The sequence below is a fragment of the Agrococcus jejuensis genome, assembly GCF_007679035.1.
In the GTDB taxonomy this organism is placed as follows: Bacteria; Actinomycetota; Actinomycetes; order Actinomycetales; family Microbacteriaceae; genus Agrococcus; species Agrococcus jejuensis_A.
In genome coordinates, this window is the sequence record NZ_VEFR01000002.1 from 592,663 (window position 1) to 615,047 (window position 22,385).

Here is a 22,385-nt window from a genome sequence, read left to right on the forward strand (position 1 = left end):
GCCGAGGGATGCGCTCGCACCCCATGCGGTGGCAGGGTCGAGGCATGAGCACCGTGCGCAAGGGTGAGGCCGGAGACCGGTTCGAGATCGTCGACGACGCGGGCGTCGTCGCAGGCAGGGCGTACTTCGTGGAGGCGGCGGGCGCGCGCGTCTTCTTCCACACGAAGGTCGACGACGCGTACGCGGGGCAGGGCCTCGGCCGCGAGCTCGTGGTCGCGGCGCTCGACGCCACGCGTGCCGACGGCCTCCGCGTCATGCCGGTGTGCCCCTACGTCGCGAAGGTCGTCGCAGGCGACCAGCGCTGGGCCGACCTCGTCGTGCCGGTGACGCAGGAGGGGCTCGACGCCATCGAGGCGCGCACGCAGCGCTGACGTCGAGCGCCCCGACGACTCGCCTCAGATCGCGATCGAGCCGTCGGCCGCGATCGTCCAGCCGGGGTTGTGCGCGACCTCCCACACGTAGCCCTCGGGGTCGGCGAACGCGCCCGACGTGCCGCCCCACTCCGCGACCTCCGCGGGGCGCACGATCGAGCCACCCACGGCCTCGGCGTCGGCGAGCAGCGCGGCGACCTCGTCGGGCGTGCGCACGTTGTGGGCGATCTCGATGCCGGGCGCACCGTGCCCGCCGAGGCGCGTCCAGAGCCCGAAGGCCATGCCACCCGCTTGGAAGAAGCACACCTCGTCGTCGGGCTGCTGCGCATCCGCCCAGCCGAGCGCCTCGTAGAACGCTCGCTCGCGGGCGAGGTCGTGCACGCCGAGCGTGATGAGGCTGATGCGCTGCTCCATGGCGTCCACGGTAGCCACGGCCGCCCGCGCGGGTCGCACCGCGGCATCGCCGCAGATCATCCCCGAGGATGACGGCCGCGAGCCTCCCGGACGACGCGCCGCACCCCCTCCTGCCGCGAGGCTCGAAGCGAGCCGAAGGAGATGCGGACATGGACATGGTGCAGCAGGCGCAGGACGTCATGAACCTGGGCGTCGTCGTGTACGCCGCGATCGCGATCATGCTGCTGGGCATGCTCGCCCTGCTGTGCGTCGGCGTCGCCGCGATCGAGCGCCGCGGCACCGCCGCCGAGCGCCGTCGGGCGCGCCGCACGACGACCTCGTACGGCGCGACGCGACGCCGCGTGCTCGCCTCGCGCTGACGCTCGCCGACGCACGGCCGCCGAGATGCGGCCGCAGCGGCGCCACGACAGGTGGCATGCGTCCTCGTGAGCCCGCTGCGCACGCAGGCGCGTGCACATGATGTGCCCCGACCGTCACCATCCGCACCGCTCGCTCGTCGTCATGAGGTGCGACCCCGCTCCCCGCCCGCGACACGCCCGGGTCGATCCGTGCGTGACGAATGCCTCCCTCGCGACGTCTCCGTAGACGCACCGATGACGTCGAAGGAGGTTCGCCGGTCGCATCGCGCGATCGGCACGACGGCATGAGCACCGACGATCATGAGCAGCAGGCTGCTCCCAGCGGCATCAACGACACCGGCGACCTCTCGCGCATCTGGGATGCGCTCGAGCAGATCGCCGGGAAGATCGACGGCGGCGTCCCCGAGCCCGCGGTCGAGGCGGACCCCGAGGACGACGACCCCTCGCCGGCGACGCCGTGATCGGCGCCGCCCGGGTCACTCGGCCGTGAGCTCCTCGTGCACGCGGCGCAGGTCCTCGAGCATCGAGCCGATGACGACCCAGTGCTCGGGGTGCGGCGACACGACCACGAGCGGCGCCGTGAGCAGCGGGCCCGTGTCGGAGGCGACGGCGTCGCCGGGAGCGGCGAGCACGTAGCGGATGCGCAGGTCGTGCGCCGCGCGGCGCAGCTCGGCCGAGATCTGCCCCATGACGGGCTCGCGGTGCAGCGAGTCGTCGTAGTGGTCGCGCATCGCGCGCGTCATGCCCGACACGCGCGTCACGAGCACGCCGAGCGCCACGAGGCCCGCGTCGTAGCCCTCGAGCTCGCCGCGGTGCCTGCCGCCGCGCCAGTTGAGCGTCAGCGAGTCCTCGGCCGTGACCACTGCGGCCTGCGCGCGGGCGAGCATGGGGCGCAGCAGCCGCACCTCCACGAGGTTGCCCTCGAGGGTGCCGCGGCCGACGGGCTCGGAGGCGGCGATCGCGAGGCGCTCGAGGCTGCGGGCGATCTCCTCGGCGAGCGCCTTCACCTCGCGGCGCGCGGGCTCGAGCAGCACGGGGGGCACGATGAGCAGGTTCACGACGAACGCGATCGCGGCACCGAGGACGGTCTCGGCGATGCGGTCGATCGCGTAGATTGGGGATGCGGCGCCGAGCGCGAGCACGAGCATCGCCGAGATGGGGATCTGGTTCGAGGTCTGCTGCGACAGGCGCAGCGCCCAGGCGAGCAGCACCGAGACGACGACGGCGGCGAGGATGATCCACGCCGCCGAGCCGAGCAGCAGCGAGATGCCCGTGGCGAGCACGACGCCCACGATCACGCCGATGGAGCGCTCGAGCGCGCGGCCGAGCGACTGGTTGACGCTCGGCTGCACCACGATGAGCGCCGCGATGACGGCGAAGATCGGCGGCTCCTCGGCGATGAGCGCGTCAGCGGCGAACCACGAGGCGATCGCGGCGACGCTGATCTTCACGACCTGCAGGAACGGCAGGCGACCGGTCGCGCGGATGCGGGCGACCCACGCCGTGGTGCGCTGCAGCTGCCAGCGGGCCATGCCGTTCCCTCCGTCCACCTCAGGCAACCGTGCCACACGTCGCGAGGGCGGCCGGCATCCGGCGCGAAGGGAGGGCGGAGACGAGCGACGGGGCGCGGGGGTCGCACCCCCGCGCCCCGTCGGGTCGATCAGCCCGCGTCGACCGCGCGACGAGCCGCGCGCGCACGCATGCCGAGGCCGGCGCCCACGAGCACGACGAGGAGCCCCGCCACGAGGGCCCAGACCGCGACGTCGGCGCCCGTCACCGGCAGGCCGCCGGAGCCGCCTCCCGCGGCAGGCGGCGTCGACGGCTGACCGGAGCCATCCGTCGGCGGCACCGAGGGCGACGACGGCGAGGGCTCGGCCGCTGCGACGACCGTGACGGCGACCGGGACCGACACGGGCTCGAACGCCTCCGGTGCGAAGCGCGGCGTCTCGCTCGCCGACGACACGGTGAGCGTGCCCTCGACGAGGCCGGGCTCGGGCAGCGTGACCGTGGAGGTCAGCACCCAGCGGTCGCCGTCGCGCTGCGCCGTCACGGGCACCTGCGCGCCGTCGAGCTCGAGCGTCGCGGCGAGCTCGACGTCGTCGACGCTCGTCGCGATCGCTGCGGCAGCCGCACCCTCGGATGCGTCCGCGAGCTCGGCGACGGTCGCGGTGCCGACCTCGATCGTCGATGCGACGTCCTCGGTCACCTCCGCGTCCTGCACCGCGACGTCGGCCACGGCGCGCAGCGGGTCGGCCACGCTCGGCAGCCAGTCGCCGCGAGCGGTGCCCCAGTCGGCCGAGGCCGCATCCTGCGTGAGCGAGAACGCGATCTCGCCGCCTGCGCGCAGCTGCTCGAGGTCGATCCACGTCTCGGTGCGGGGCGCGCCTGCGACCGTGACGCCGTCGATGTAGCTGGGCGTCGACTCCGTCGCACCCGGCGCCGAGAGCGTGACCGTCTCGCCGGAGTCGCCGAGCGTCACGATCGCCTGCTGCACGCGCGGCGCGTTCAGCGCGAGCATGCCCGAGCCCGGCACGACCGGCTGGATGCCGATGGATGCCATGACGTACCAGGCGCCCAGGGTGCCCAGGTCGTCGTTGCCGACGCCGCCACCCGGCGTGTTGGGGAAGAGGTTGAGGTTCGCTGCGAGCACGTCGTTGACGTGTGCGGGCTCACCCGCCGAGCTGTAGAGCCACGGGTTCATGATGGTCGGCTCGTTGCCGGGGTTGTAGCCGATGCTCGTGTAGTAGCTGCTGCCGCCCGGATCCCACGAGGTGGGCCGCTGGCCGGGAGCCGCCTGCAGCGCATCCATCGCGAAGTAGGAGTCGAGCCGGTCGAGGAAGGCGTCGGTGCCGCCCATCGCGTCCTGCATGCCTGCGAAGTCCTGGTTCGCCATCCACTGGTACTGCCACGGCACGCCCTCGTGGAAGCCGGTCTGCTGCACCGGTGCGATCTCCGGCGTGGTCACGAACTCGCCGTCGGGCGTCACGGCGTTGACCATGCCCTGGAATCCGCCGCTCAGCTCGACGTCGGGGTTCCACAGGCGCTGCCAGCTCTGGCCTCGCTCGAGGAAGGTCGCAGCCGTCTCGTCGTCGCCCATGCGCTGCGCCGCCGCGCCGATCGCCGCGTCGGACACCGCGAACTCCATCGTCGACGAGCCGCCGTGACGGTACTCCTCGAACTCCTGGCCGAGGCCCGGCTCGTCCTCGGGGTAGTAGGGGATGTGGCCGTTGGCGATGTAGAACTCGGCGCTCTGACGCCCGACGGAGTCGACGCCCTCGGGCGGCGCGGTCGTGGCGTTCTCGATCAGGTAGCCCCACAGCTCGTCGTGGATGTCGTCGGGCACGGTGCCGAGCGTGAAGTTCTCGGCGAGCCATGCCGACACGGGATCGCCGGCCATGATGTTCGTCTCGACGCCGCCGAGCGACCACCTGGGCAGCCAGCCGCCCTCGACCCGGTGCTGGTACATCGAGCGCACGATGTCCTCCGCGATCTCGGGCGCGATGATGCCGTGGAGCGTCGCCTGGGTGCGGTACGTGTCCCAGAGCGAGAACGTCTGGCGGTACGTCCAGCCGTCGGCGACGTGCACCTCGCCGTCCATGCCGCGGTACTGCCCGTCGACGTCGCTGCCGATCGTGGGCGACAGGAGCGCCTTGTAGAGCTGCGTCGCGAAGATGCGCTGGATGTCGTCGGATGCGGTGATGTCGATGCGTCCGAGCATCGCGTTCCACGCGGCGTTCGCCTCGGCGCGCACCGCGTCGAAGTCGAGGTCGCCCGCGAGCTCGGCGAGTCGGTTGGCCTGGGCGCCGTCGACGTCGACGAACGACATGCCGATCGCGACCTCGACCGTCTGGTCGGCGGTGGCGTCGAAGACGGCGACGGCGCCGTGGCTGCCGCCCGCGCTCTCGCTCGTCTCGGTGCCGGGCACGTAGGTGGCGTCGGCGCCCCACGCGCCGTGCTCGACGGGTGCGCGGTCGAAGGAGGCGCTGAAGAAGATGCGCTGCGCGTCGGTGCCGCCGCAGAAGCCGCCGTTGTCGATCCAGCCCTCGAGGGTGCGGTCGTCGACCCACGTCAGCGAGCTCGCACCGGCGTCGCGGAGGGTCTGCCCGAAGTTGAACGACAGGTTCGCCGTGCCGGTCGCGGGGAACGTGTAGCGGTGCATCGCCGTGCGCTCGGTCGCGGTGAGCTCGGCCGTGACGTCGTTCTCGAGCTCCACCGAGTAGTAGCCGGCCTCGGCGGTCTCGTCGCCCGTGATCGCGAGGAACTCGCGGTCGGTGCGCGGCACGTCGGTCGTCGTCGGCGTCACGAGCAGCTCGCCCGCTGCCGGGCAGCCGGCGCTGTTCACGTGCCGCTGACTGAAGCCCCACACGCGTCGGTCGTCGTACGCGTACGACGTCGAGGCGTAGCTGTTCGTGTTGTCGGGGCTGGGCTGCACCATGCCGAACGGCAGCGTGGCGCCGGGGTAGGCGTTGCCCTCGCTCTCGGTGCCGACGAACGGGTTGACGAGCGCCGCGCGATCGACGTCGTCCGCGGCCTCGGCGGCGGTCGCGACGCCGGCGAGCGGCAGCACCCCGATGCCGAGGACGGCGGCGAGCGCTGCCCCGATCCATCGACGGGATGCGGGCCTGCGGGTGGGCAGGGGTGCGGGCATCGGTCCTCCTTGACGCGAGCGCGGGAGGTGGAATCGATTCCACCTCGGACCACGCTAGAGGTGCCGGATGGGGGACGTCAAGTCACGGCGCCCGGACGATCAGCACGGGGTCGACGAGGCGGCGCCGGGCGGGCCCGTCGTGGCCGTCGAGTCGATCGACGAGCAGCTGCGACGCGATCGCGCCGATCGCGCTCGCATCCTGCGCGACGACCGTGAGGGGCGGATCGAGCAGATCCGCGAGCTCGAGGTCGTCGAAGCCCACGACGTCGAGCCGCACGCCGAGTGCTCGCGTCGCGCGCAACGTGGCGACGGTCGTGCGGTTGTTGCCCGAGAAGATCGCCGTCGGCGGCTCCTCCCCCGCCAGGAGGCTCGCCAGTCGCGCGGCGACGGCCTCGACGTCGGGGGCGGCCTGCGAGACCTCGACCGCATCCCTCGCCAGACCCGCCGCATCGATGGCGTCGAGCACGCCCGCGAGCCGCTCGCCCGACGTGAAGTTCCGTGCGTCGTCGAGCAGCACCGCGATGCGTCGATGGCCGCGCGCGAGGAGGTGCTCGATGCCCATGCGCGCCCCCCGTCGGCTGTCGGTCAGCACGCTGTCGGCCTCGAACGTCAGCGCCGGACGATCGACGAACACCACGTGCACGCCGTCGCGCTGCATCGATGCGAGCCGCGACTCGTCGGCGTCCATCGGCATCGTCACGACGAGGCCCTCGACGCGCCTCGCCGCCAGCCCGTCGACGATGCGTCGCACCTGCGACGACGACCCGCCCGACGAGGCGGCGAGCACCGTGAGGTCGTGGCGATCGAGCGCCGACTCGACCGCGCGGTGCAGCTGCGAGTAGAACGGGTCGGCGACGTCCTCGACGAGGAGGCCGACGGAGGCCGACGCACCGCGCCGCAGCTCACGCGCTGCCGTGTCGCGCACGTAGCCGAGCTCGTCGATGGCGGCGGTCACGCGCGAGCGGCTGTCGGCGCTCACCTTGCCCTCGGCGTTGAGCACGCGCGAGACGGTGCCGACCCCGACGCCTGCGACGCGAGCGACGTCCTTCACGGTCGGACGCCGCGTCGCCGACGGGCTCGGCGCTCCCGTCGTGGGCTGCATCGCGCGAGCGTAGCACCGGGCCGCCGAGCGATCCGGGCCGCGGGAGTCTCGCGCTCGACGGCGATCGACCGACCGCCGCGCCACCTCCGACGCGCGCGTCGAGGAGGACGCGGTCCGATGCGCCGTCACCGCGTGACGCGGGGCGGGCCGCCGAGGGGAATGCTCCCTCGGCGGCCCGCTGCGCGTCACTCCGCGCCGGGTCAGGGGCGCAGCAGCACCTTGCCGACGCGGCCGGGCGTCAGGCTCGCCTCGACCGCGGCCGCGACGTCGTCGAGGCCGTGGATGCTCGACACGGGCAGCGTGAGCGCGCCCGAGGCGAGGCGCTCGCCGAGCTCGCCGAAGAGCGCGCGCCGCGTCGGCGCATCCATGGTGCGGCTCACGACGGAGCCCCAGAAGCCGCGCACCGTCGCCTGCTTGAAGATGATGTCGCCGGAGCGCAGCTCGAGCACGGGCGACGCCATGGCGCCGAACACGACGAGCTCGCCGCCCTCGGCGAGCACCGAGAGCACCTCCTGCGCCGACGCGCCGCCGACGGAGTCGACGCCCGCGACGATCGGCTCGCCGCCCGTGATCGCGGCGACCTGCTCGCGCCAGTCGTCGGCGTCGGTCGCGACGACGTCGCCGATGCCCGCCTCGCGCAGCTCGTCGACGCCGGCGGCGCGACGCACGAGGCCGACGACGCGCACGCCGCGGGCGGCGGCGAGCTGCGCCACCATGCGGCCGACGGCGCCGTTCGCGGCGTTCTGCACGATCCACTGGCCGGGCTCGAGGTCGAGCGAGTGCAGCAGCGAGATGGCGCTGAACGGCATCGCCACGAGCTGCGCCGCGGCCTCGTCGGGCACGCCCTCGGGTGCGGGGATGAGGCCGGCGGCATCGGCGACGACGTGCTCGGCCCATGCGCCGAACGTGCCGCCCGTCACGACGCGGTCGCCGATCGCGAGCGCATCCACGCCCTCGCCGAGCGCGTCGACGACGCCGAGCGCCTCGGTGCCGGAGCCGGCGGGCAGGTCGGGCACGAAGCCGTAGGTGCCGCGCACGGTCCACAGGTCGTGGTTGTGGATGGGCGACAGCACGATGCGCAGGCGCACCTGGCCGGGGCCGGGCTCGGGGGTGGGACGGTCGGCGACCGTCAGGACGTCGGCGGGCTCGCCGAAGGTCTCGTGCACGACTGCGCGCATGGTGGGGTCCTCTCGTGGGAGCGTGCGGATGGCATGCGGCAGCCGACCGACCGCGGGGGTCGGCCGGCTGCGGCGGGGTCAGTCGTCGCTGACCGTCACGACGACGTCGATGTTGCCGCGCGTCGCGTTGGAGTACGGGCAGACCTGGTGGGCGGCGTCGGCGAGCTGCTGCGCCTGCTCCTGGGGCAGGTCGGGGATGACGACCTCGAGCTGCACGGCGAGCTGGAAGCCGCCCTCGCCGTTCGAGCCGATGTGCACGCGCGCGCCGACCGTGGAGTCGCCGAGCTGCACCTTCTGCGAGCGGGCGACGGCCTGCAGCGCCGAGTGGAAGCACGCGGCATAGCCTGCGGCGAAGAGCTGCTCCGGGTTCGTCGCGCCGCCGGCGCCGCCCATCTCCTTAGGGATGGCGAGGTCGAGGTCGAGGCGGCCGTCGTTCGTGGCGACGTGGCCGGCACGGCCGGCGCCGGTCGCGAGGGCCTCTGCGGTGTAGAGCGCATCCATGGTGCTCCTCCTGTCTCGTCGCGGCTGCGACGTCATCGGTCGTCGCCGGCGGCGCCGGCGACGGGTTCGTGGGGTGCGGCCTGCGGCACCGCGGCGTGCATCGACGCCTCGATGCCGCGGAGCCGCCGCAGCAGCCCCTCGGCGTCGGCGGCGTCGGCGAGGCCCATGCCGGTCGCGATCGCGGCGGGGATGTGGCACAGGTCGGTGCGCAGCGCGAGCCCGCGGTCGGTGAGGTGCACGTCGACGACGCGCGCGTCGGCGGCGCTGCGCTCGCGCCGCACGAGGTCGCGCTCCTCCATGCGGCGAAGCAGCGGCGAGAGGGTGCCGGAGTCGAGCTGCATGACCTCGCCGACCTCGCGCACCGACTGCGGCCCCTCGTTCCAGAGCGTCGCCAGCACGAGGTACTGCGGGTAGGTGAGGTCCCACGGTGCGAGCAGCGCGCGGTACGTCTGCGACGTCGCGCGGTGCGCGGCATAGAGCGCGAAGCACACCATCTCGTCGGTCACGGCCATGGCTCGAGCCTTGCACGAATTTCAGTTGTGCACAACCGATCTCGCGCGTGCCGCGCCCCCACGCCTCCACCTCGTGTCGTAGAAAGGACGCATGGACGTCGTGGCTGCCCTCGCCGATCCGGTGCGCAGCCGGCTCGTCGAGCCGCTCGTCGCCGGCCAGACCATCCGCGCGACTCCCGGAGCACCAGCATGAGCACGTTCGCCGACCAGATCCACGAGGTGCTCCGCACCGTCGACAGCACCGCGTCCGACCCCGTCATCGCGGTCGCGCAGACGTTCGCCACGACGCCCGACGACCTGTGGGAGGCGTGCACCGACCCTGCACGCCTCGCCCGGTGGTTCGAGCCGATCGAGGGCGATCTCTCGCTCGGCGGGCGCTACGAGCTCGGGTTCAGCGGCACCGAGGGCACGATCGAGCGCTGCGAGCGACCCATGCTGCTCGCGATCACCTGGGAGTACGGCGACGACGCCAGCCGGGTCGTCGTGACGATCGCGCGGGCCGAGGGAGGGGCGCGGCTGACGATCGCGCATGCGAGCCCCCGCGACGACCACTGGGAGGCCTACGGCCCTGCAGCGGGCGGCATGGGGTGGGACGAGAGCCTGCTCGCGCTCGCGCTGCACCTCGCCGACGACGAGCGGTCGACGCCCGACGCGATGGAGGCGCTGTTCGAGTCGGAGGAGGGTCGGGCGTTCGCCGAGGCCTCGGCGGCCGCCTGGCAGCGGGCCTTCGTCGATGCCGGCGCCGACCCTGCCGAGGCCGAGGCGGCCGCCGCACGCGCCATCGCCGCGGTCTTCGACGAGGACTGACGCTCGTCGCGGAAGCGCGAGCGCGATCGGCCGGACGGCGCTCAGCCGCCGAGCATCGCCCAGCCGCGGGCGTCGAGCACGACCTCGGCGCCCTCGAGGTGCGCGCCCTCGCCCGCGAGCACCTCGGTCGCATCCGCCGCGGGCAGTCGCACGGGCTCGTCGCCGATGCTCAGCGCCGTGACGATCGACGCGTCCGCCGTGCCGGTGCGCAGCACGATCGAGCCGTTCGCCACCGCGACGACGTCGGTGTGCGCGCGCGTGAGCCACGGATGCCGGCGGCGCACGGCGACGAGCTGCCGCGTGACGTCGAGGATGCGCAGAGCCGACGGATCGAGCTCGTCGGGCGACGGCGGCGTCGCGGGCATCTCGGGTCGCACGGCGTCGTCGCCGCCGACCCGCTCCTCCTTGACCCCGAGCATCCCCAGCTCGTCGCCTGCGTAGATCGCCGGCGTGCCCGCGACCGTCATGAGGATCGCGAGCGCGTGCGGCACGAGGTCGACGCCGATCGCGGAGGCGATGCGCGTGACGTCGTGGTTGCCGACGAACGTGTACGGCACGAACGTCGACAGCAGCTCGTCGTGGCGCCCGATGGCGTGCTCGAGCTCGAAGAGGTTCGCGTCGGCGATGCCGTGCCAGATGCCCTGCCACAGCTCGTACTGCGTGACGGCATCCATCGTCGACGCCCGCACGATCTCCGCGTAGTCGCCGTGGATGACCTCGCCGACGAACCATGCATGCGGGTGCCGCTCGCGCACGGTCGGGAGCACGCGGGCCCAGAAGTCGCTCGGCACGCTGTAGGCGGCGTCGAGCCGCCAGCCGTCGACGCCGCGGCGCAGCCAGTGGTCCATGACCTCGACGACGAGGTCGACCGTGGCGTCGGAGGCGTGGTCGAGCGCGACGAGCCCGTCGTGCCCCTCGAACACGGCCGCCTCGCCGCCGTCGAGCCGGAAGAGCGCCGTCTCCTCGCCCCCTGCGAGCGCAGCCTGGAACGCGGGATGCTCGCGCCCGACGTGGTTGAAGACGCCGTCGAGCAGCACGCGGATGCCGCGCTCGTGCGCTGCGGCGACGAGTCGGTCGAGGTCGTCGTCGTCGCCGAGGCGCGGGTCGATGCGGAGGAAGTCGGTCGTGTCGTAGCCGTGCGTGCTGCTGGCGAAGATCGGCCCGAGCGCGACGCCGTTGAGCCCGAGCTCGACGACGTGGTCGAGCCACGCCTCGATGCGCGCGAGCCGGTGCGGCGGATGCGTCGCCTCCTGCTCGCGGATGGGCGCGCCCGTGAACCCCAGCGGGTACACGTGCCACCACATCGCCGACTCCGCCCATGCACGCTCGTTGCCCATCCCTGCAGTCTCCCGGGGCGGCGCTCGGCTCGCGAGTCGGCAGCGACGGGTTGCGGCGAGCACCGCGGACGGGCAGCCGCGACGACGCGCGCGCGATGCAACCCACTGGCGGTCGGCTGGCGTTCCGCGAACCCTGGAGGAGTCGGCGAGACGCGTCGACGCATGTGAGGAGCAGCGATGAGCGACCAGCAGCAGCACGACAGCTCGACCGACCCGAGCGAGGAGGAGCAGCGGCGCGTCGACGACCTGCCCGACGGCTCCGGCACCGACGACGACCAGGCCGACACCGCCTCGGGTGGTGCGCCCGAGCAGCCGGAGCGATGAGCGGCAGCGGCAGCAGCAGCGACGGGGGTGAGCGAGACGCCGACCGCCCGCGCCTGCCGGGCGAGAGCCAGCGCGCCGTGCGCCCGTCGCGCGAGCATCGGCTGCCGCCGCGCTGGTGGATCGCCGGCGGCGTCGCGCTCGTGGTCGTCGGCGTGGTCGGCCTCTCGATCATGATGGCGACGAGCATGGCCCTGCCCGCGACGTTCGTCGTGCTGGTCGTGCTCGTGCCCGTCGGCATCGGCGTCGCGCTGCGCGGGTTCGCGCTCGAGCGCCGCGCGGATGCTCGCCCATCGACCGAGACGCCGCCGGATCCGACGGGCCGCTGACCGCATGTGGGTGGTCCGAGGCATCCTCGGACCACTCGAGCGAGGCGGATGCGGTGCACGAATCACACGGTTGTAAGCCCGCTCCGGCGTGTCGCGAAATCCCTCTCCACAGGTGTGGAGAACGGCATCCACAGGCTTCTGCCGCGCCAGCACTGGGCAGGAATCCCGACCGGTGGAGAAGCGTTGGACATCATGTGGAGAAACGCCGCATCTAGTGCCGCATGAATGTCGGTGGCCCTACATATAGTGGGTGCTCCCGGCTCAGGACCGACGGTCCCGACCACCGAGCAAGCACCGCCCCACCGCGAGAGAAGGATCGAAATGGCTGTCACCGTCTACTCCAAGCCGGCATGCGTGCAGTGCACCGCGACCAAGCGCGCCCTCGACGCGCAGGGCGTCGAGTACGAGCTGTTCGACGTCTCGGTCGACGACAAGGCCCTCCAGACGGTCAAGGACCTCGGCTACATGCAGGCCCCCGTCGTGATCGCCGACGGCGACCACTGGTCGGGCTTCCGCCCCGACAAGATCCAGGCCCTCTCCGCCTGACGCCCGTCCCAGGCACCAGCACCGCAGCGAGGCCGAAGCCCATGCTCCTCGAAGCCCCCGTCGTCGCCCCTGAGATCGTCTACTTCTCGTCGGTCTCGGGCAACACGGCGCGCTTCGTGTCGAAGCTGGGCCGGCCCGCTGCGCGCATCCCCCTCCACGCGAGCGCGCCTGCGCTCGAGGTCGCGAATCCGTACGTGCTCGTCACCCCCACCTACGGGGAGCACGGCCGCGGATCCGTGCCGAAGCAGGTCATCCGCTTCCTGAACGACGAGGGCAACCGTGCGCTCCTCCGCGGCGTCGTCGCGGGTGGCAACACCAACTTCGGGTCCGACTTCTGCATCGCCGGCGACATCATCGCCGCGAAGTGCGACGTGCCCTACCTGCATCGATTCGAGGTCTTCGGGACTCCCGACGACGTCACCATCCTCAACCAGAGATTGGACGACCTGTGGCAACTGTGACCACCGAGCAGTCCGCAGCGGGTACCCACTCGCCGCAGATGGACTACCACTCGCTGAACGCGATGCTCAACCTCTACGGTCCGAACGGCGAGATCCAGTTCGACAAGGACCGCGAGGCTGCGAACCAGTACTTCCTGCAGCACGTCAACCAGAACACGGTCTTCTTCCACTCGCTGAAGGAGAAGCTCGACTACCTCGTCGAGAACGAGTACTACGAGGGCGAGGTGCTCGAGCAGTACTCGTTCGAGTTCATCAAGTCGCTCATGAAGCGCGCCTACGGCTACAAGTTCCGCTTCCCGACGTTCCTCGGTGCGTTCAAGTACTACACGTCGTACACGCTGAAGACGTTCGACGGGAACCGCTACCTCGAGCGCTACGAGGACCGCGTCGTCAACGTCGCGCTCGCCCTCGCGGCCGGCGACGAGCGCCTCGCCGAGGCCCTCGTCGACGAGATCGTCAACGGTCGCTTCCAGCCGGCGACGCCGACCTTCCTCAACGCGGGCAAGAAGCAGCGCGGCGAGCTCGTCTCCTGCTTCCTCCTGCGCATCGAGGACAACATGGAGTCGATCGGTCGCTCGATCAACTCGGCCCTGCAGCTGTCGAAGCGCGGCGGCGGCGTGGCGTTCAACCTCACGAACATCCGCGAGTACGGCGCCCCGATCAAGCAGATCCAGAACCAGTCGTCGGGGATCATCCCCGTCATGAAGCTGTTCGAGGACAGCTTCTCGTACGCGAACCAGCTCGGTGCCCGTCAGGGTGCCGGAGCGGTGTACCTGCAGGCGCACCACCCCGACATCATGCGATTCCTCGACACGAAGCGCGAGAACGCCGACGAGAAGATCCGCATCAAGACGCTGTCCCTCGGCGTCGTGGTGCCGGACATCACGTTCGAGCTCGCGAAGAAGGACGAGGACATGTACCTGTTCTCGCCCTACGACGTCGAGCGCGTCTACGGCGTGCCGTTCGCGGACATCTCCGTGACGGAGAAGTACCACGAGATGGTCGACGACGCCCGCATCCAGAAGAAGAAGATCCGCGCCCGCGACTTCTTCCAGACGCTGGCCGAGATCCAGTTCGAGTCGGGCTACCCGTACATCATGTTCGAGGACACGGTGAACCGGGAGAACCCGATCGACGGCCGCATCAACATGTCGAACCTGTGCAGCGAGATCCTGCAGGTGAACACGCCGTCGCAGTACGTCGAGGACCTCGGCTACGAGTCGATCGGCAAGGACATCTCCTGCAACCTCGGCTCGCTGAACATCGCGCTGACGATGGACTCCCCCGACTTCGGTCGCACGATCGAGACCTCGATCCGTGCGCTCACGGCGGTGTCCGACCAGTCGAACATCGACTCGGTGCCGTCGATCGCCCGCGGCAACGACATGAGCCACGCCATCGGCCTCGGCCAGATGAACCTGCACGGCTACCTCGGTCGCGAGCGCATCTTCTACGGCTCGGAGGAGGGTGTCGACTTCACGAACATCTACTTCTACACGGTGCTGTTCCACGCCCTGCGGGCGTCGAACCTCATCGCGACCGAGAAGGGTCAGACGTTCGAGGGCTTCGAGCGCTCGAAGTACGCGTCGGGAGAGTTCTTCGACAAGTACACCGACCAGGCGTGGGTGCCGGCGACCCAGCGCGTCGCGCAGCTGTTCGCCGAGGCGAACGTGCACATCCCGACGCAGGACGACTGGCGCGAGCTGAAGGCGCTCGTGCAGCAGCACGGCATCTACAACCAGAACCTGCAGGCGGTGCCGCCGACCGGCTCGATCTCGTACATCAACAACTCGACGTCGTCGATCCACCCGATCGCGGCGAAGATCGAGATCCGCAAGGAAGGCAAGATCGGCCGCGTCTACTACCCGGCGCCGTTCATGACGAACGACAACCTGGAGTACTTCCAGGACGCGTACGAGATCGGCCCCGAGAAGATCATCGACACGTACGCCGCGGCGACGCAGCACGTCGACCAGGGCCTCTCGCTCACGCTGTTCTTCAAGGACACCGCGACGACGCGCGACATCAACAAGGCGCAGATCTACGCATGGCGCAAGGGCATCAAGACCGTCTACTACATCCGTCTCCGCCAGCTCGCGCTGGAGGGCACGGAGGTCGACGGCTGCGTCAGCTGCATGCTGTGACCCGCCGAGCGCACTGAGAACAGGACACAGGACGATGACCGACACCCAGCACAGCACCGGCGCGGCCGGGGCGTTCGACGAGCTCGTCGACGCCCCGATCGAGGACACGCGCGAGGCCATCGCCGCCGAGCGCGAGGCCACGGCCGAGACGCTCGCGGCAGGCCACCAGACCGAGGCCCAGAAGCGTCAGCACAAGCACAACCACCTCGTGCAGGCGATCAACTGGAACCGCATCGAGGACGACAAGGACCTCGAGGTCTGGAACCGTCTCGTGAACAACTTCTGGCTGCCCGAGAAGGTGCCGCTGTCGAACGACATCCAGTCGTGGGGCACGCTGACGCCGGCCGAGCAGCAGCTCACGATGCGCGTCTTCACGGGCCTCACGCTGCTCGACACCATCCAGGGCACCGTCGGCGCCGTGTCGCTCATCCCCGACGCGATCACCCCGCACGAGGAGGCCGTCTACACGAACATCGCGTTCATGGAGTCGGTGCACGCGAAGTCGTACTCGTCGATCTTCTCGACGCTCGCGTCGACGAAGGAGATCGACGACGCGTTCCGCTGGTCGACGGAGAACCCGTACCTGCAGCGCAAGGCCGAGATCATCGTCGACTACTACGAGGGCGACGACCCGCTGAAGCGCAAGATCGCCTCGACGCTGCTCGAGTCGTTCCTGTTCTACTCGGGCTTCTACCTGCCCATGTACTGGTCGAGCCACGCGAAGCTCACGAACACGGCCGACATGATCCGCCTCATCATCCGCGACGAGGCCGTGCACGGGTACTACATCGGCTACAAGTTCCAGCAGGGCTTCGCGAAGCTCTCGGAGGAGCGCCAGGCCGAGATCAAGGACTACACGTACACGCTCATGTACGAGCTGTACGAGAACGAGTCGAAGTACACGGCCGAGCTGTACGACGCCGTGGGCCTCACGGAGGACGTGAAGAAGTTCCTGCACTACAACGCGAACAAGGCGCTCATGAACCTCGGGTTCGAGCCCCTGTTCCCGTCGTCGGTGACGGACGTGAACCCGGCGATCCTCTCGGCCCTGTCGCCGAACGCCGACGAGAACCACGACTTCTTCTCGGGCTCCGGCTCCTCCTACGTCATCGGCAAGGCGGTCGCCACCGAGGACGAGGACTGGGACTTCTGATCCAGCCCGCCTGACCCGGTCGGACCTCCCGCCGACCGAACGAGAGCGCCCCGGCCCCGCATCATGCGGGCCGGGGCGCTTCGTCGTTCGCCCGTGCGACCCGTTGCGAGGTGCGGTTCTCGTTGCGAGGTGCGCTTCTCCTGTCGAGGTGCGCGGAGAGCCGCACCTCGACAGGAGAAGCGCACCTCGCAACCGCTGGACCGGCCGCATCCGCTGGTCCAGACTGTCGCGATGACCGTCAGCGCTGACGCAGCATCGTCGTCGACCGACCAGCCCGAGCTCAAGCGGGTGATGGGGCCGAAGCTGCTGCTCCTGTTCGTGATCGGCGACATCCTCGGCACTGGCATCTACGCCCTCACCGGGCAGGTCGCCGCCGAGGTCGGTGGTGCGGCGTGGCTGCCGTTCCTCATCGCGTTCGCCGTCGCGACGATCACGGCGTGCTCGTACCTCGAGCTCGTCACGAAGTACCCGCAGGCCGCGGGCGCCGCGCTCTATGCGCACAAGGCGTTCGGCATCCACTTCGTCACGTTCCTCGTGCTGTTCACCGTCATGTGCTCTGGCATCACGTCGGCGTCGAGCGCGTCGAGCGCGTTCGCGGCGAACTTCGCCATCGGCTTCGGGCTCGGGGATGTGTCGCCGCTGCCCATCGCGGTCGGGTTCATGATCCTGCTGGCGCTCGTGAACCTGCGCGGCGTCGCCGAGGGCGTCGGCCTCAACGTCGTGCTGACGATGATCGAGCTGTCGGGCCTGCTGCTCGTGATCTGCATCTCGATGTTCGCGGTGTTCGGCGGCACCGCCGACTTCTCGCGCGTGATCCTGTTCGAGACGCCCGAGGACAAGAGCGTGCTGCTGGCGGTGAGCACGGCGACGTCGCTGGCGTTCTTCGCGATGGTCGGCTTCGAGGACAGCGTGAACATGGCCGAGGAGGTGCGGGAGCCGAGCCGCATCTTCCCGCGCATCATGCTCACGGGCCTCGGCATCGCCGCCGTCGTCTACGTCGTCGTGTCGCTGCTCGCCGTCGCGATCGTGCCGATCGGCGAGCTCGCCGGCAATGCGGCACCGTTCGTGACGGTGGTGGAGACGGCGGCGCCCGGCTTCCCGATCAACGCGCTCATCCCGTTCATCTCGATGTTCGCCGTCGCCAACACCGCACTGATCAACATGATGATGGCGAGCCGCCTGCTCTACGGCATGAGCCGCCAAGGCGTGCTGCCGCCCATCCTCAAGGGCGTGCTGAAGACGCGTCGCACCCCGTGGGTCGCGATCCTCGTGACGACGCTCATCGCTCTCGGCCTCATCACCTGGGTAGCCACGAACAGCGACGACCCGATCGTGGTGCTGCTCGGCGGCACCACCTCGCTGCTGCTGCTCGCGGTGTTCGCGGTCGTGAACGTCGCGGTGCTCGTGCTGCGCCGCGACCCCGTCGAGCACAAGCACTTCACGACGCCGACATTCCTGCCGGTCATCGGCGTCATCGCCTGCATCTACCTCGTGCTGCCATGGACCTCAGGCCGCGACATCGCCCAGTACGGCATCGCCGGCGTGCTGCTGATCATCGGCATCGCCCTGTGGGCGGTGACGTTCATCGACCGCCGCGTCCGCGGGTATGCGCGCTCGGCATCGGTGCCGGACGAGACGCAGCAGCTGGATCAGATCACCTGAATCAGGCTCGCCGGGCACGCCGATCCGACGAGGCGGCCTACGCCTCGACGCCGTCGCCCACGCCGCCGTCGATCGCGACGCGCAGCATCCCCAGCAGACGCTGCCGCGAGCGGCCATGCGTCGCCTCGGACCGCGCGACCTCGGCGAGCAGGTCGCCGTCCGACCACTCGAGCGCCTGAGCCCCGCCGAGATCCAGCAGCACGTCGAGGAGCAGCAGCAGCTCCGACTCGTCGAGGTCGCGCCGGGCGAGCTGCACGATCGGATGCCCACCGATCATCGCCCCGGGCAGCCCGGCGCCCGCATGCGCGCCGCGCGCGAGCAGCCTGAGCACCACGACCGCGTCGTCGGCCCCGAGCGTCGGGTTCTCGAAGAGGACGTTGATCGGGGTGAGGAACGACAGCGGGGTCGACGCGTCGATCGGCTTCGACAGCAGCCACAGCGCGATCTCGCGACGACGACGCGCATCCGGATTGCTCAGCGCAAGATCGAGCACGGTGCGCAGCTCGCGGGGTCCGTCGAGCTCGCCGACGACGTCGAGCACGTCGTCGAGCGAGCCGGTGAGCGCGCGCGCATGCACGCCGCGCAGGCGACCGACGACGTCCTCCGCCTCCCCCTCCTTGAGCGGACGGTCGAGGACGGCCGACGCGTACGCAGACGAGGCGAGCGCCCTGGGGCCGAGCGGCTCGCCGGTGCGCAGCACCCATGTGAGCTGCGGCACGCCGGACTCGACGCCGAAGAGCGACTCGAGCGGGGTCGCCGTCGAGAGGCCGGTGCCCGCGGCCTTCGCTACGACCACCGCACGCGCACGGCGCAGCATGTCGTCGGAGGCACGCCAGTGCGATCCGTCGAGCCAGAAGACGACGTCGACGACGGGCAGCGAGCGGGCGCTCGCCAGGAGGTCGTCGGCGTCGGGCGCGACGTCGCGCCGCACGACCGGGTAGAGCCCGTCGGACTCGCGGTCGACGACGAGGGAGAGCAGCTCGGGCGGCAGCCCGGCGAAGCGCGCCGCGGCATCGTCGAACGACGCGTCCGACGAGCCCTCGTCGAACGACGCACCCGCCGAGTGCTCGTCGTCGAGCCTCGACCCCACCAGCAGCATGCGCGGACCGTCGGTGACGTGCGTGACGTGCCACACCCACGACCAGTGGCCGGCGCGCAGCCGGCCGCGCACCGCATCCGGCACGATCGTCGAGCCCGTGAGCGGCGGGCCGTCCCACGGGACCGTCTGCGCCGCGATCCGCGGGATGGACCCGGTCGTGGCGACCGCAGCGACCTCGCTCACGAGGCGGAGCCGGTGGCGCACCTCCCACGGGTCGAGGCCGCGCATGAGGTCGATGACCGCATCCGGGCGGCTGACGACGACGATGACCTGCGGGCCGTCGCCGAAGTCGCGATCGGGAACACCGGCGAGCAGCAGCACGGCATGCCCGTCGGCCCACCACATCGGTGCCGGACCGAGCCCCGTGATCCGCAGGTATCTGCCGAGCGGCGTGCGCCGATCGGCGCGGATGCGCTCGTCGTAGGCGTCCATCGACAGCGGCTCGCCCCACCGCGCCGTCATCGCGTCGGTGAGCCCGTCGGTCCAGCGCTGTAGCGCGTCGAGGTTCCACCGCTCGGCCGCCGCGATCGTCGTCGCGAGCAACCGCTCGCCCACCTCGTCGAGATCCGAGCCGCCGATGCGGAAGGTCTCGTCGTTCCACGCCGCCTCGCTCGGCGTGCGCTCCCACCACGCGTCGGAGGCGCGCTCGATCTGCGCGACCAGGTCGGCATGCTCCGCGCTCCGCGGCACGCCGTACGCCAGCCGGGCCGACTCGTCGGGTCGCTCCCGCTCGGGGTACGGGCACGCGGCGAGCACTCGTTCGAACGACGGGTACCGCTCGTCGCCGGGCGGCAGGAGCTGCTCGATCGAGAACGCGCCGCCGAGCCGGTACGCGCGGCGCACCGCGGAGCCGAAGCCGAAGTCGTCCATGCCGAAGCCGTTCTGGCGGCCGATCTCGGTGAGCGGAGCCGGCACGCGCCAGTCGTCGCCGTCGAACCACGCGACGCCCGAGATGACGGGGAGGATGCGGTCGCCGACGGGGCGGAAGGCCAGGTCGTGCTCAGCCGGCTCGCCGTCCGCGCGGTCGGCTCGAGCCGTCATGAGCTCGTGGAGCTCGTCCGGCACGCCGCTGAGCATGCGTGCGACGAGGATCATCATCGCGTCGGCGAGTGCCTCCTCGCGCTCGGCGTCGACGTCGTCGCCTGCGGCGTCCGGCCCGGCGCCGTCCACGCTCGCGCCGTCGTCGTCTGCGAGGTCGTCGAGCAGCTGCCGCGGAGCATCGGTCACGAGCTCGCACGACGGGTCGTGGAGCAGCACGAGGATTCGGCCGTCGTCGGCGAAGGCCCACACCGTCGTCGTGCCGTCGCGAGCCTGCAGACTGCACCGCGTCGCGGCGATCGCGGTGTCACGCACCCGCGTCTCCCCCGCTCCGTAGAGCGTGCTCATGATCCACGCGCGACGCCGCAGCTCGAGCGGGTGCTCGCCGTGCATGAGCAGCTCGTGGATCGTGTCCTCGGGCTGGACGACGGCGCTGAAGCCGCCGAGCGCCATCGCCCGTGGCAGCACGACGAGGATCTGCCGCAACGTGCTCTCGCGCACCTCCCCATCCCAGCTCGTGAGGAGCACGCAGCACAGCTCGCCCCGATCCCACATCTCCGCCTCGGGGATGCCGAGCGTCAGCAGCAGGTAGTCGAGGATGCCCTCGGGCTCCTGCTCGGACCCTGCGGTGCGCGGCGTGCGCACGAGCGGGTCGCCCCACGCCTCGCGCATGACCCGGCGCACGCCCTCGGCCCAGACGTCGGCGACCTCGGCGTAGCCGCCAGGCGGCAGGGACGCATCGACCGGCGCGTCGGAGGGAACCTCGACCGCGTCGGGCACGAAGCCGCCCAGCGGCGCCATCCACACGCCCTGCGCCACGTCGACGTCCACGCCCTCGAAGACGAACTCCTCGTCGGCGCCGCCCACGAGGAGGCGCTCGACGAGCCGCTCGCAGAAGCCGGGCACGGCGTCGAGGCCGAAGGGTGGTTGGTAGATGGGGAGGTCGTCGTCCGCGTCGTCGGGATGCGGATCGGCTGCGCTGCCGGCGTCGTCGGTCATCGGCCCTCGCTCTCGAAGTCGTCGGCGCGGACGCGTCTGCCGACCGTGACGCCTCGTCGGCGCCTCGGCGCGCGGGCGTCCATCGTCGACATCACGTGCGGCTCGATCGTCGCACGCATGCCTGGACGGTGACGGCAACGGACCTCCTGACGGTCACGGGCGCGGCTAGCGTGGATGCATGACCACGCTGAGCGCCGATGCCCTGGACTTCCTGCGGAAGCCGAACCCCGCCGTGATGGCGACGCTCGCGAAGGACGGCCGGCCCGTGGCCGTCGCCACCTGGTACCTGCTCGAGGACGACGGCCGCATCCTCGTGAACCTCGACGCCGAGCGCGTGCGCCTCGGCCACCTGCGCCGCGATCCGCGGTTCGCGCTCGACGTCATCGACGAGACGAACTGGTACACCCACCTGTCGCTGCAGCTCGTCGTCGACGAGATCGCCGACGACCCCGACTTCGCCGGCATCGACTCGCTCTCGAAGCACTACGGCGGCCGCCCCTACCCCGACCACGAGCGGCCGCGCGTCGACGTGCGTGCCCGCATCGTCGGCGCGCACGGATGGGGCGCGCAGCAGGCCGAGTAGCCGCTCGACCGGCTGCCGCAGCGTCAGCGGAACTGCGTCTCGACGGGGTCGAGCAGGAACAGGCCGGGGTCGGGCTCGAACTCGAGGACTTCAGCTCGGATCCTCACCTCGTCGCCGACCCCGATCGTGTCCGGGACGTTCGACCCGGTGAGGTTGAGGTCGGAGACGTTCACGTCTCGAAGTTGAAAGTTGGGACCTCCGAACGACTGCGTCTCGCTGTAGTCCCCGTATGAGATCAGGATGTCGTAGCGAGTCGAATAGCCGTCGTGCGTGTTCATGGCACCGATCGCCCCGTCGAACTCGATCACCTGACCGCGATTGGCCGCCGCGAACGCCGCGACGGACTCACCATCGGTCGGCCCGGCAAGCAGCGCGGCGAGCTCCGGGCTGTTCTCGACGGTGAGGACCGCGGGCGGCGCAGCCGGCTCGGGTGCCGATGCGGACGACGGCGCTTCCTCCTCGTACTGCGTCGGGGTCGGAGCGGGCTCGTCCCGCGCCTCAGCCTCGGCGGAGGCCGTCGGAGGAGCCGATGCCCCAGGCTCGTCGTCGCCACCGAAGGCGCCGCTGACGCCGAGGATGACGAACAGGAGCACGAGCGCGCCGCCACCGATCGCGATGGCGCGCCACGGCGTCTTCGGCTTCGGGCGCCGAAACTGCAGCTCGGTCTGCAGCCTTCCTGGCCGTTGCTCGATGAGCTCCCAACCCGCGCTCTCCCACTTGGCGACCGAGCGTGCCTCGAGACCGCGAATGCTCTTGACGGTCATCTCCTGGTAGCGCGGGGCATCTCTTGGCATGGCGATCCTTGCTGCTCAGCGCGAGCC

At 71.1% G+C, this 22,385-nt stretch carries 22 protein-coding genes; 12 read left to right on the forward strand and 10 right to left on the reverse strand.

Translation table 11 applies throughout. The features are described from left to right. The first annotated feature begins 44 nt into the window (after positions 1-44). Entirely contained in the window at positions 45-371 is a 327-nt protein-coding gene (locus FS793_RS09625) for a GNAT family N-acetyltransferase (RefSeq protein ID WP_144720264.1), read from the forward strand. Positions 372-395: 24 nt separating this feature from the next. Here FS793_RS09625 and FS793_RS09630 read toward each other — a convergent pair whose 3' ends face one another. Continuing rightward, positions 396-785, reverse strand: coding sequence for a VOC family protein (locus FS793_RS09630; protein WP_144720265.1), 390 nt, complete (start codon positions 783-785; stop codon positions 396-398). Positions 786-934: 149 nt separating this feature from the next. Between FS793_RS09630 and FS793_RS09635 the strand changes: the two genes are divergently transcribed. Both FS793_RS09635 and FS793_RS16230 read left to right on the forward strand, forming a co-directional pair. Then, positions 935-1,144, forward strand: coding sequence for a hypothetical protein (locus FS793_RS09635; RefSeq protein WP_144720266.1), 210 nt, complete (start codon positions 935-937; stop codon positions 1,142-1,144). 284 nt (positions 1,145-1,428) lie between these two features. Next, complete coding sequence (locus tag FS793_RS16230; protein WP_186329430.1) at positions 1,429-1,605, forward strand: hypothetical protein; 177 nt, start codon at positions 1,429-1,431, stop codon at positions 1,603-1,605. A 15-nt stretch (positions 1,606-1,620) separates the two neighbouring features. Here FS793_RS16230 and FS793_RS09640 read toward each other — a convergent pair whose 3' ends face one another. The 6 genes from FS793_RS09640 to FS793_RS09665 all read right to left on the reverse strand — a co-directional run bounded on the left by FS793_RS09640 (position 1,621) and on the right by FS793_RS09665 (position 9,085). After that, positions 1,621-2,676: an FUSC family protein gene (locus tag FS793_RS09640; protein ID WP_144720267.1), complete on the reverse strand. Its 1,056-nt coding sequence runs from the start codon at positions 2,674-2,676 to the stop codon at positions 1,621-1,623. Between the two features lie 128 nt (positions 2,677-2,804). Then, positions 2,805-5,792 carry a GH92 family glycosyl hydrolase gene (locus FS793_RS09645; RefSeq protein ID WP_144720268.1) on the reverse strand — a complete coding sequence of 996 codons (2,988 nt, stop codon included), beginning with the start codon at positions 5,790-5,792 and terminating at the stop codon, positions 2,805-2,807. A gap of 82 nt (positions 5,793-5,874) precedes the next feature. Next, positions 5,875-6,894, reverse strand: a complete 1,020-nt coding sequence (locus tag FS793_RS09650) for a LacI family DNA-binding transcriptional regulator (RefSeq protein WP_144720269.1) — start codon at positions 6,892-6,894, stop codon at positions 5,875-5,877. A 200-nt stretch (positions 6,895-7,094) separates the two neighbouring features. Further along, a complete protein-coding gene (locus FS793_RS09655; protein ID WP_144720270.1) occupies positions 7,095-8,072 on the reverse strand; it encodes a zinc-binding dehydrogenase in 978 nt (325 codons plus the stop codon). A gap of 78 nt (positions 8,073-8,150) precedes the next feature. Continuing rightward, on the reverse strand, positions 8,151-8,573 hold the full coding sequence (locus tag FS793_RS09660) for an organic hydroperoxide resistance protein (RefSeq protein WP_144720271.1): 423 nt from the start codon (positions 8,571-8,573) through the stop codon (positions 8,151-8,153). Positions 8,574-8,605: 32 nt separating this feature from the next. Further along, on the reverse strand, positions 8,606-9,085 hold the full coding sequence (locus FS793_RS09665) for a MarR family winged helix-turn-helix transcriptional regulator (protein WP_186329431.1): 480 nt from the start codon (positions 9,083-9,085) through the stop codon (positions 8,606-8,608). Positions 9,086-9,274: 189 nt separating this feature from the next. Between FS793_RS09665 and FS793_RS09670 the strand changes: the two genes are divergently transcribed. Continuing rightward, a complete protein-coding gene (locus FS793_RS09670; RefSeq protein WP_144720272.1) occupies positions 9,275-9,892 on the forward strand; it encodes an SRPBCC domain-containing protein in 618 nt (205 codons plus the stop codon). 41 nt (positions 9,893-9,933) lie between these two features. Here the strand turns inward: FS793_RS09670 and FS793_RS09675 are convergent, their stop codons facing one another. Beyond that, a complete protein-coding gene (locus tag FS793_RS09675; RefSeq protein WP_144720273.1) occupies positions 9,934-11,229 on the reverse strand; it encodes an alpha-amylase family glycosyl hydrolase in 1,296 nt (431 codons plus the stop codon). Positions 11,230-11,406: 177 nt separating this feature from the next. Here FS793_RS09675 and FS793_RS16235 point away from each other — a divergent pair, with 177 nt between their 5' ends. The 7 genes from FS793_RS16235 to FS793_RS09705 all read left to right on the forward strand — a co-directional run bounded on the left by FS793_RS16235 (position 11,407) and on the right by FS793_RS09705 (position 17,845). Next, on the forward strand, positions 11,407-11,553 hold the full coding sequence (locus FS793_RS16235; protein ID WP_186329432.1) for a hypothetical protein: 147 nt from the start codon (positions 11,407-11,409) through the stop codon (positions 11,551-11,553). Continuing rightward, positions 11,550-11,879, forward strand: a complete 330-nt coding sequence (locus tag FS793_RS09680; protein ID WP_144720274.1) for a hypothetical protein — start codon at positions 11,550-11,552, stop codon at positions 11,877-11,879. The genes FS793_RS16235 and FS793_RS09680 overlap by 4 nt, the downstream gene beginning before the upstream one ends. Before the next feature lie 321 nt (positions 11,880-12,200). Continuing rightward, complete coding sequence (nrdH, locus tag FS793_RS09685; protein WP_092503710.1) at positions 12,201-12,425, forward strand: glutaredoxin-like protein NrdH; 225 nt, start codon at positions 12,201-12,203, stop codon at positions 12,423-12,425. A gap of 41 nt (positions 12,426-12,466) precedes the next feature. Next, the gene (gene nrdI / locus FS793_RS09690) at positions 12,467-12,886 is read left to right on the forward strand and encodes a class Ib ribonucleoside-diphosphate reductase assembly flavoprotein NrdI (protein ID WP_144720275.1); all 420 of its coding nucleotides are present in this window, start codon (positions 12,467-12,469) and stop codon (positions 12,884-12,886) included. Between the two features lie 38 nt (positions 12,887-12,924). Further along, a complete protein-coding gene (gene nrdE, locus FS793_RS09695) occupies positions 12,925-15,030 on the forward strand; it encodes a class 1b ribonucleoside-diphosphate reductase subunit alpha (protein ID WP_144720448.1) in 2,106 nt (701 codons plus the stop codon). A 34-nt stretch (positions 15,031-15,064) separates the two neighbouring features. Continuing rightward, positions 15,065-16,183, forward strand: a complete 1,119-nt coding sequence (gene nrdF, locus FS793_RS09700) for a class 1b ribonucleoside-diphosphate reductase subunit beta (protein WP_144720276.1) — start codon at positions 15,065-15,067, stop codon at positions 16,181-16,183. A 231-nt stretch (positions 16,184-16,414) separates the two neighbouring features. Beyond that, the gene (locus FS793_RS09705) at positions 16,415-17,845 is read left to right on the forward strand and encodes an APC family permease (protein WP_260980102.1); all 1,431 of its coding nucleotides are present in this window, start codon (positions 16,415-16,417) and stop codon (positions 17,843-17,845) included. A 37-nt stretch (positions 17,846-17,882) separates the two neighbouring features. On the opposite strand, the gene FS793_RS09710 is transcribed toward FS793_RS09705, so the two are convergent. Further along, positions 17,883-20,981 (reverse strand): hypothetical protein, encoded by a 3,099-nt coding sequence (locus FS793_RS09710; RefSeq protein ID WP_144720277.1) that lies wholly within the window; start codon positions 20,979-20,981, stop codon positions 17,883-17,885. 178 nt (positions 20,982-21,159) lie between these two features. Between FS793_RS09710 and FS793_RS09715 the strand changes: the two genes are divergently transcribed. Further along, entirely contained in the window at positions 21,160-21,564 is a 405-nt protein-coding gene (locus FS793_RS09715; RefSeq protein ID WP_144720278.1) for a TIGR03618 family F420-dependent PPOX class oxidoreductase, read from the forward strand. Positions 21,565-21,587: 23 nt separating this feature from the next. Here the strand turns inward: FS793_RS09715 and FS793_RS09720 are convergent, their stop codons facing one another. Further along, a complete protein-coding gene (locus tag FS793_RS09720) occupies positions 21,588-22,328 on the reverse strand; it encodes a DUF4839 domain-containing protein (RefSeq protein WP_186329433.1) in 741 nt (246 codons plus the stop codon). Between the last annotated feature and the right edge of the window lie 57 nt (positions 22,329-22,385).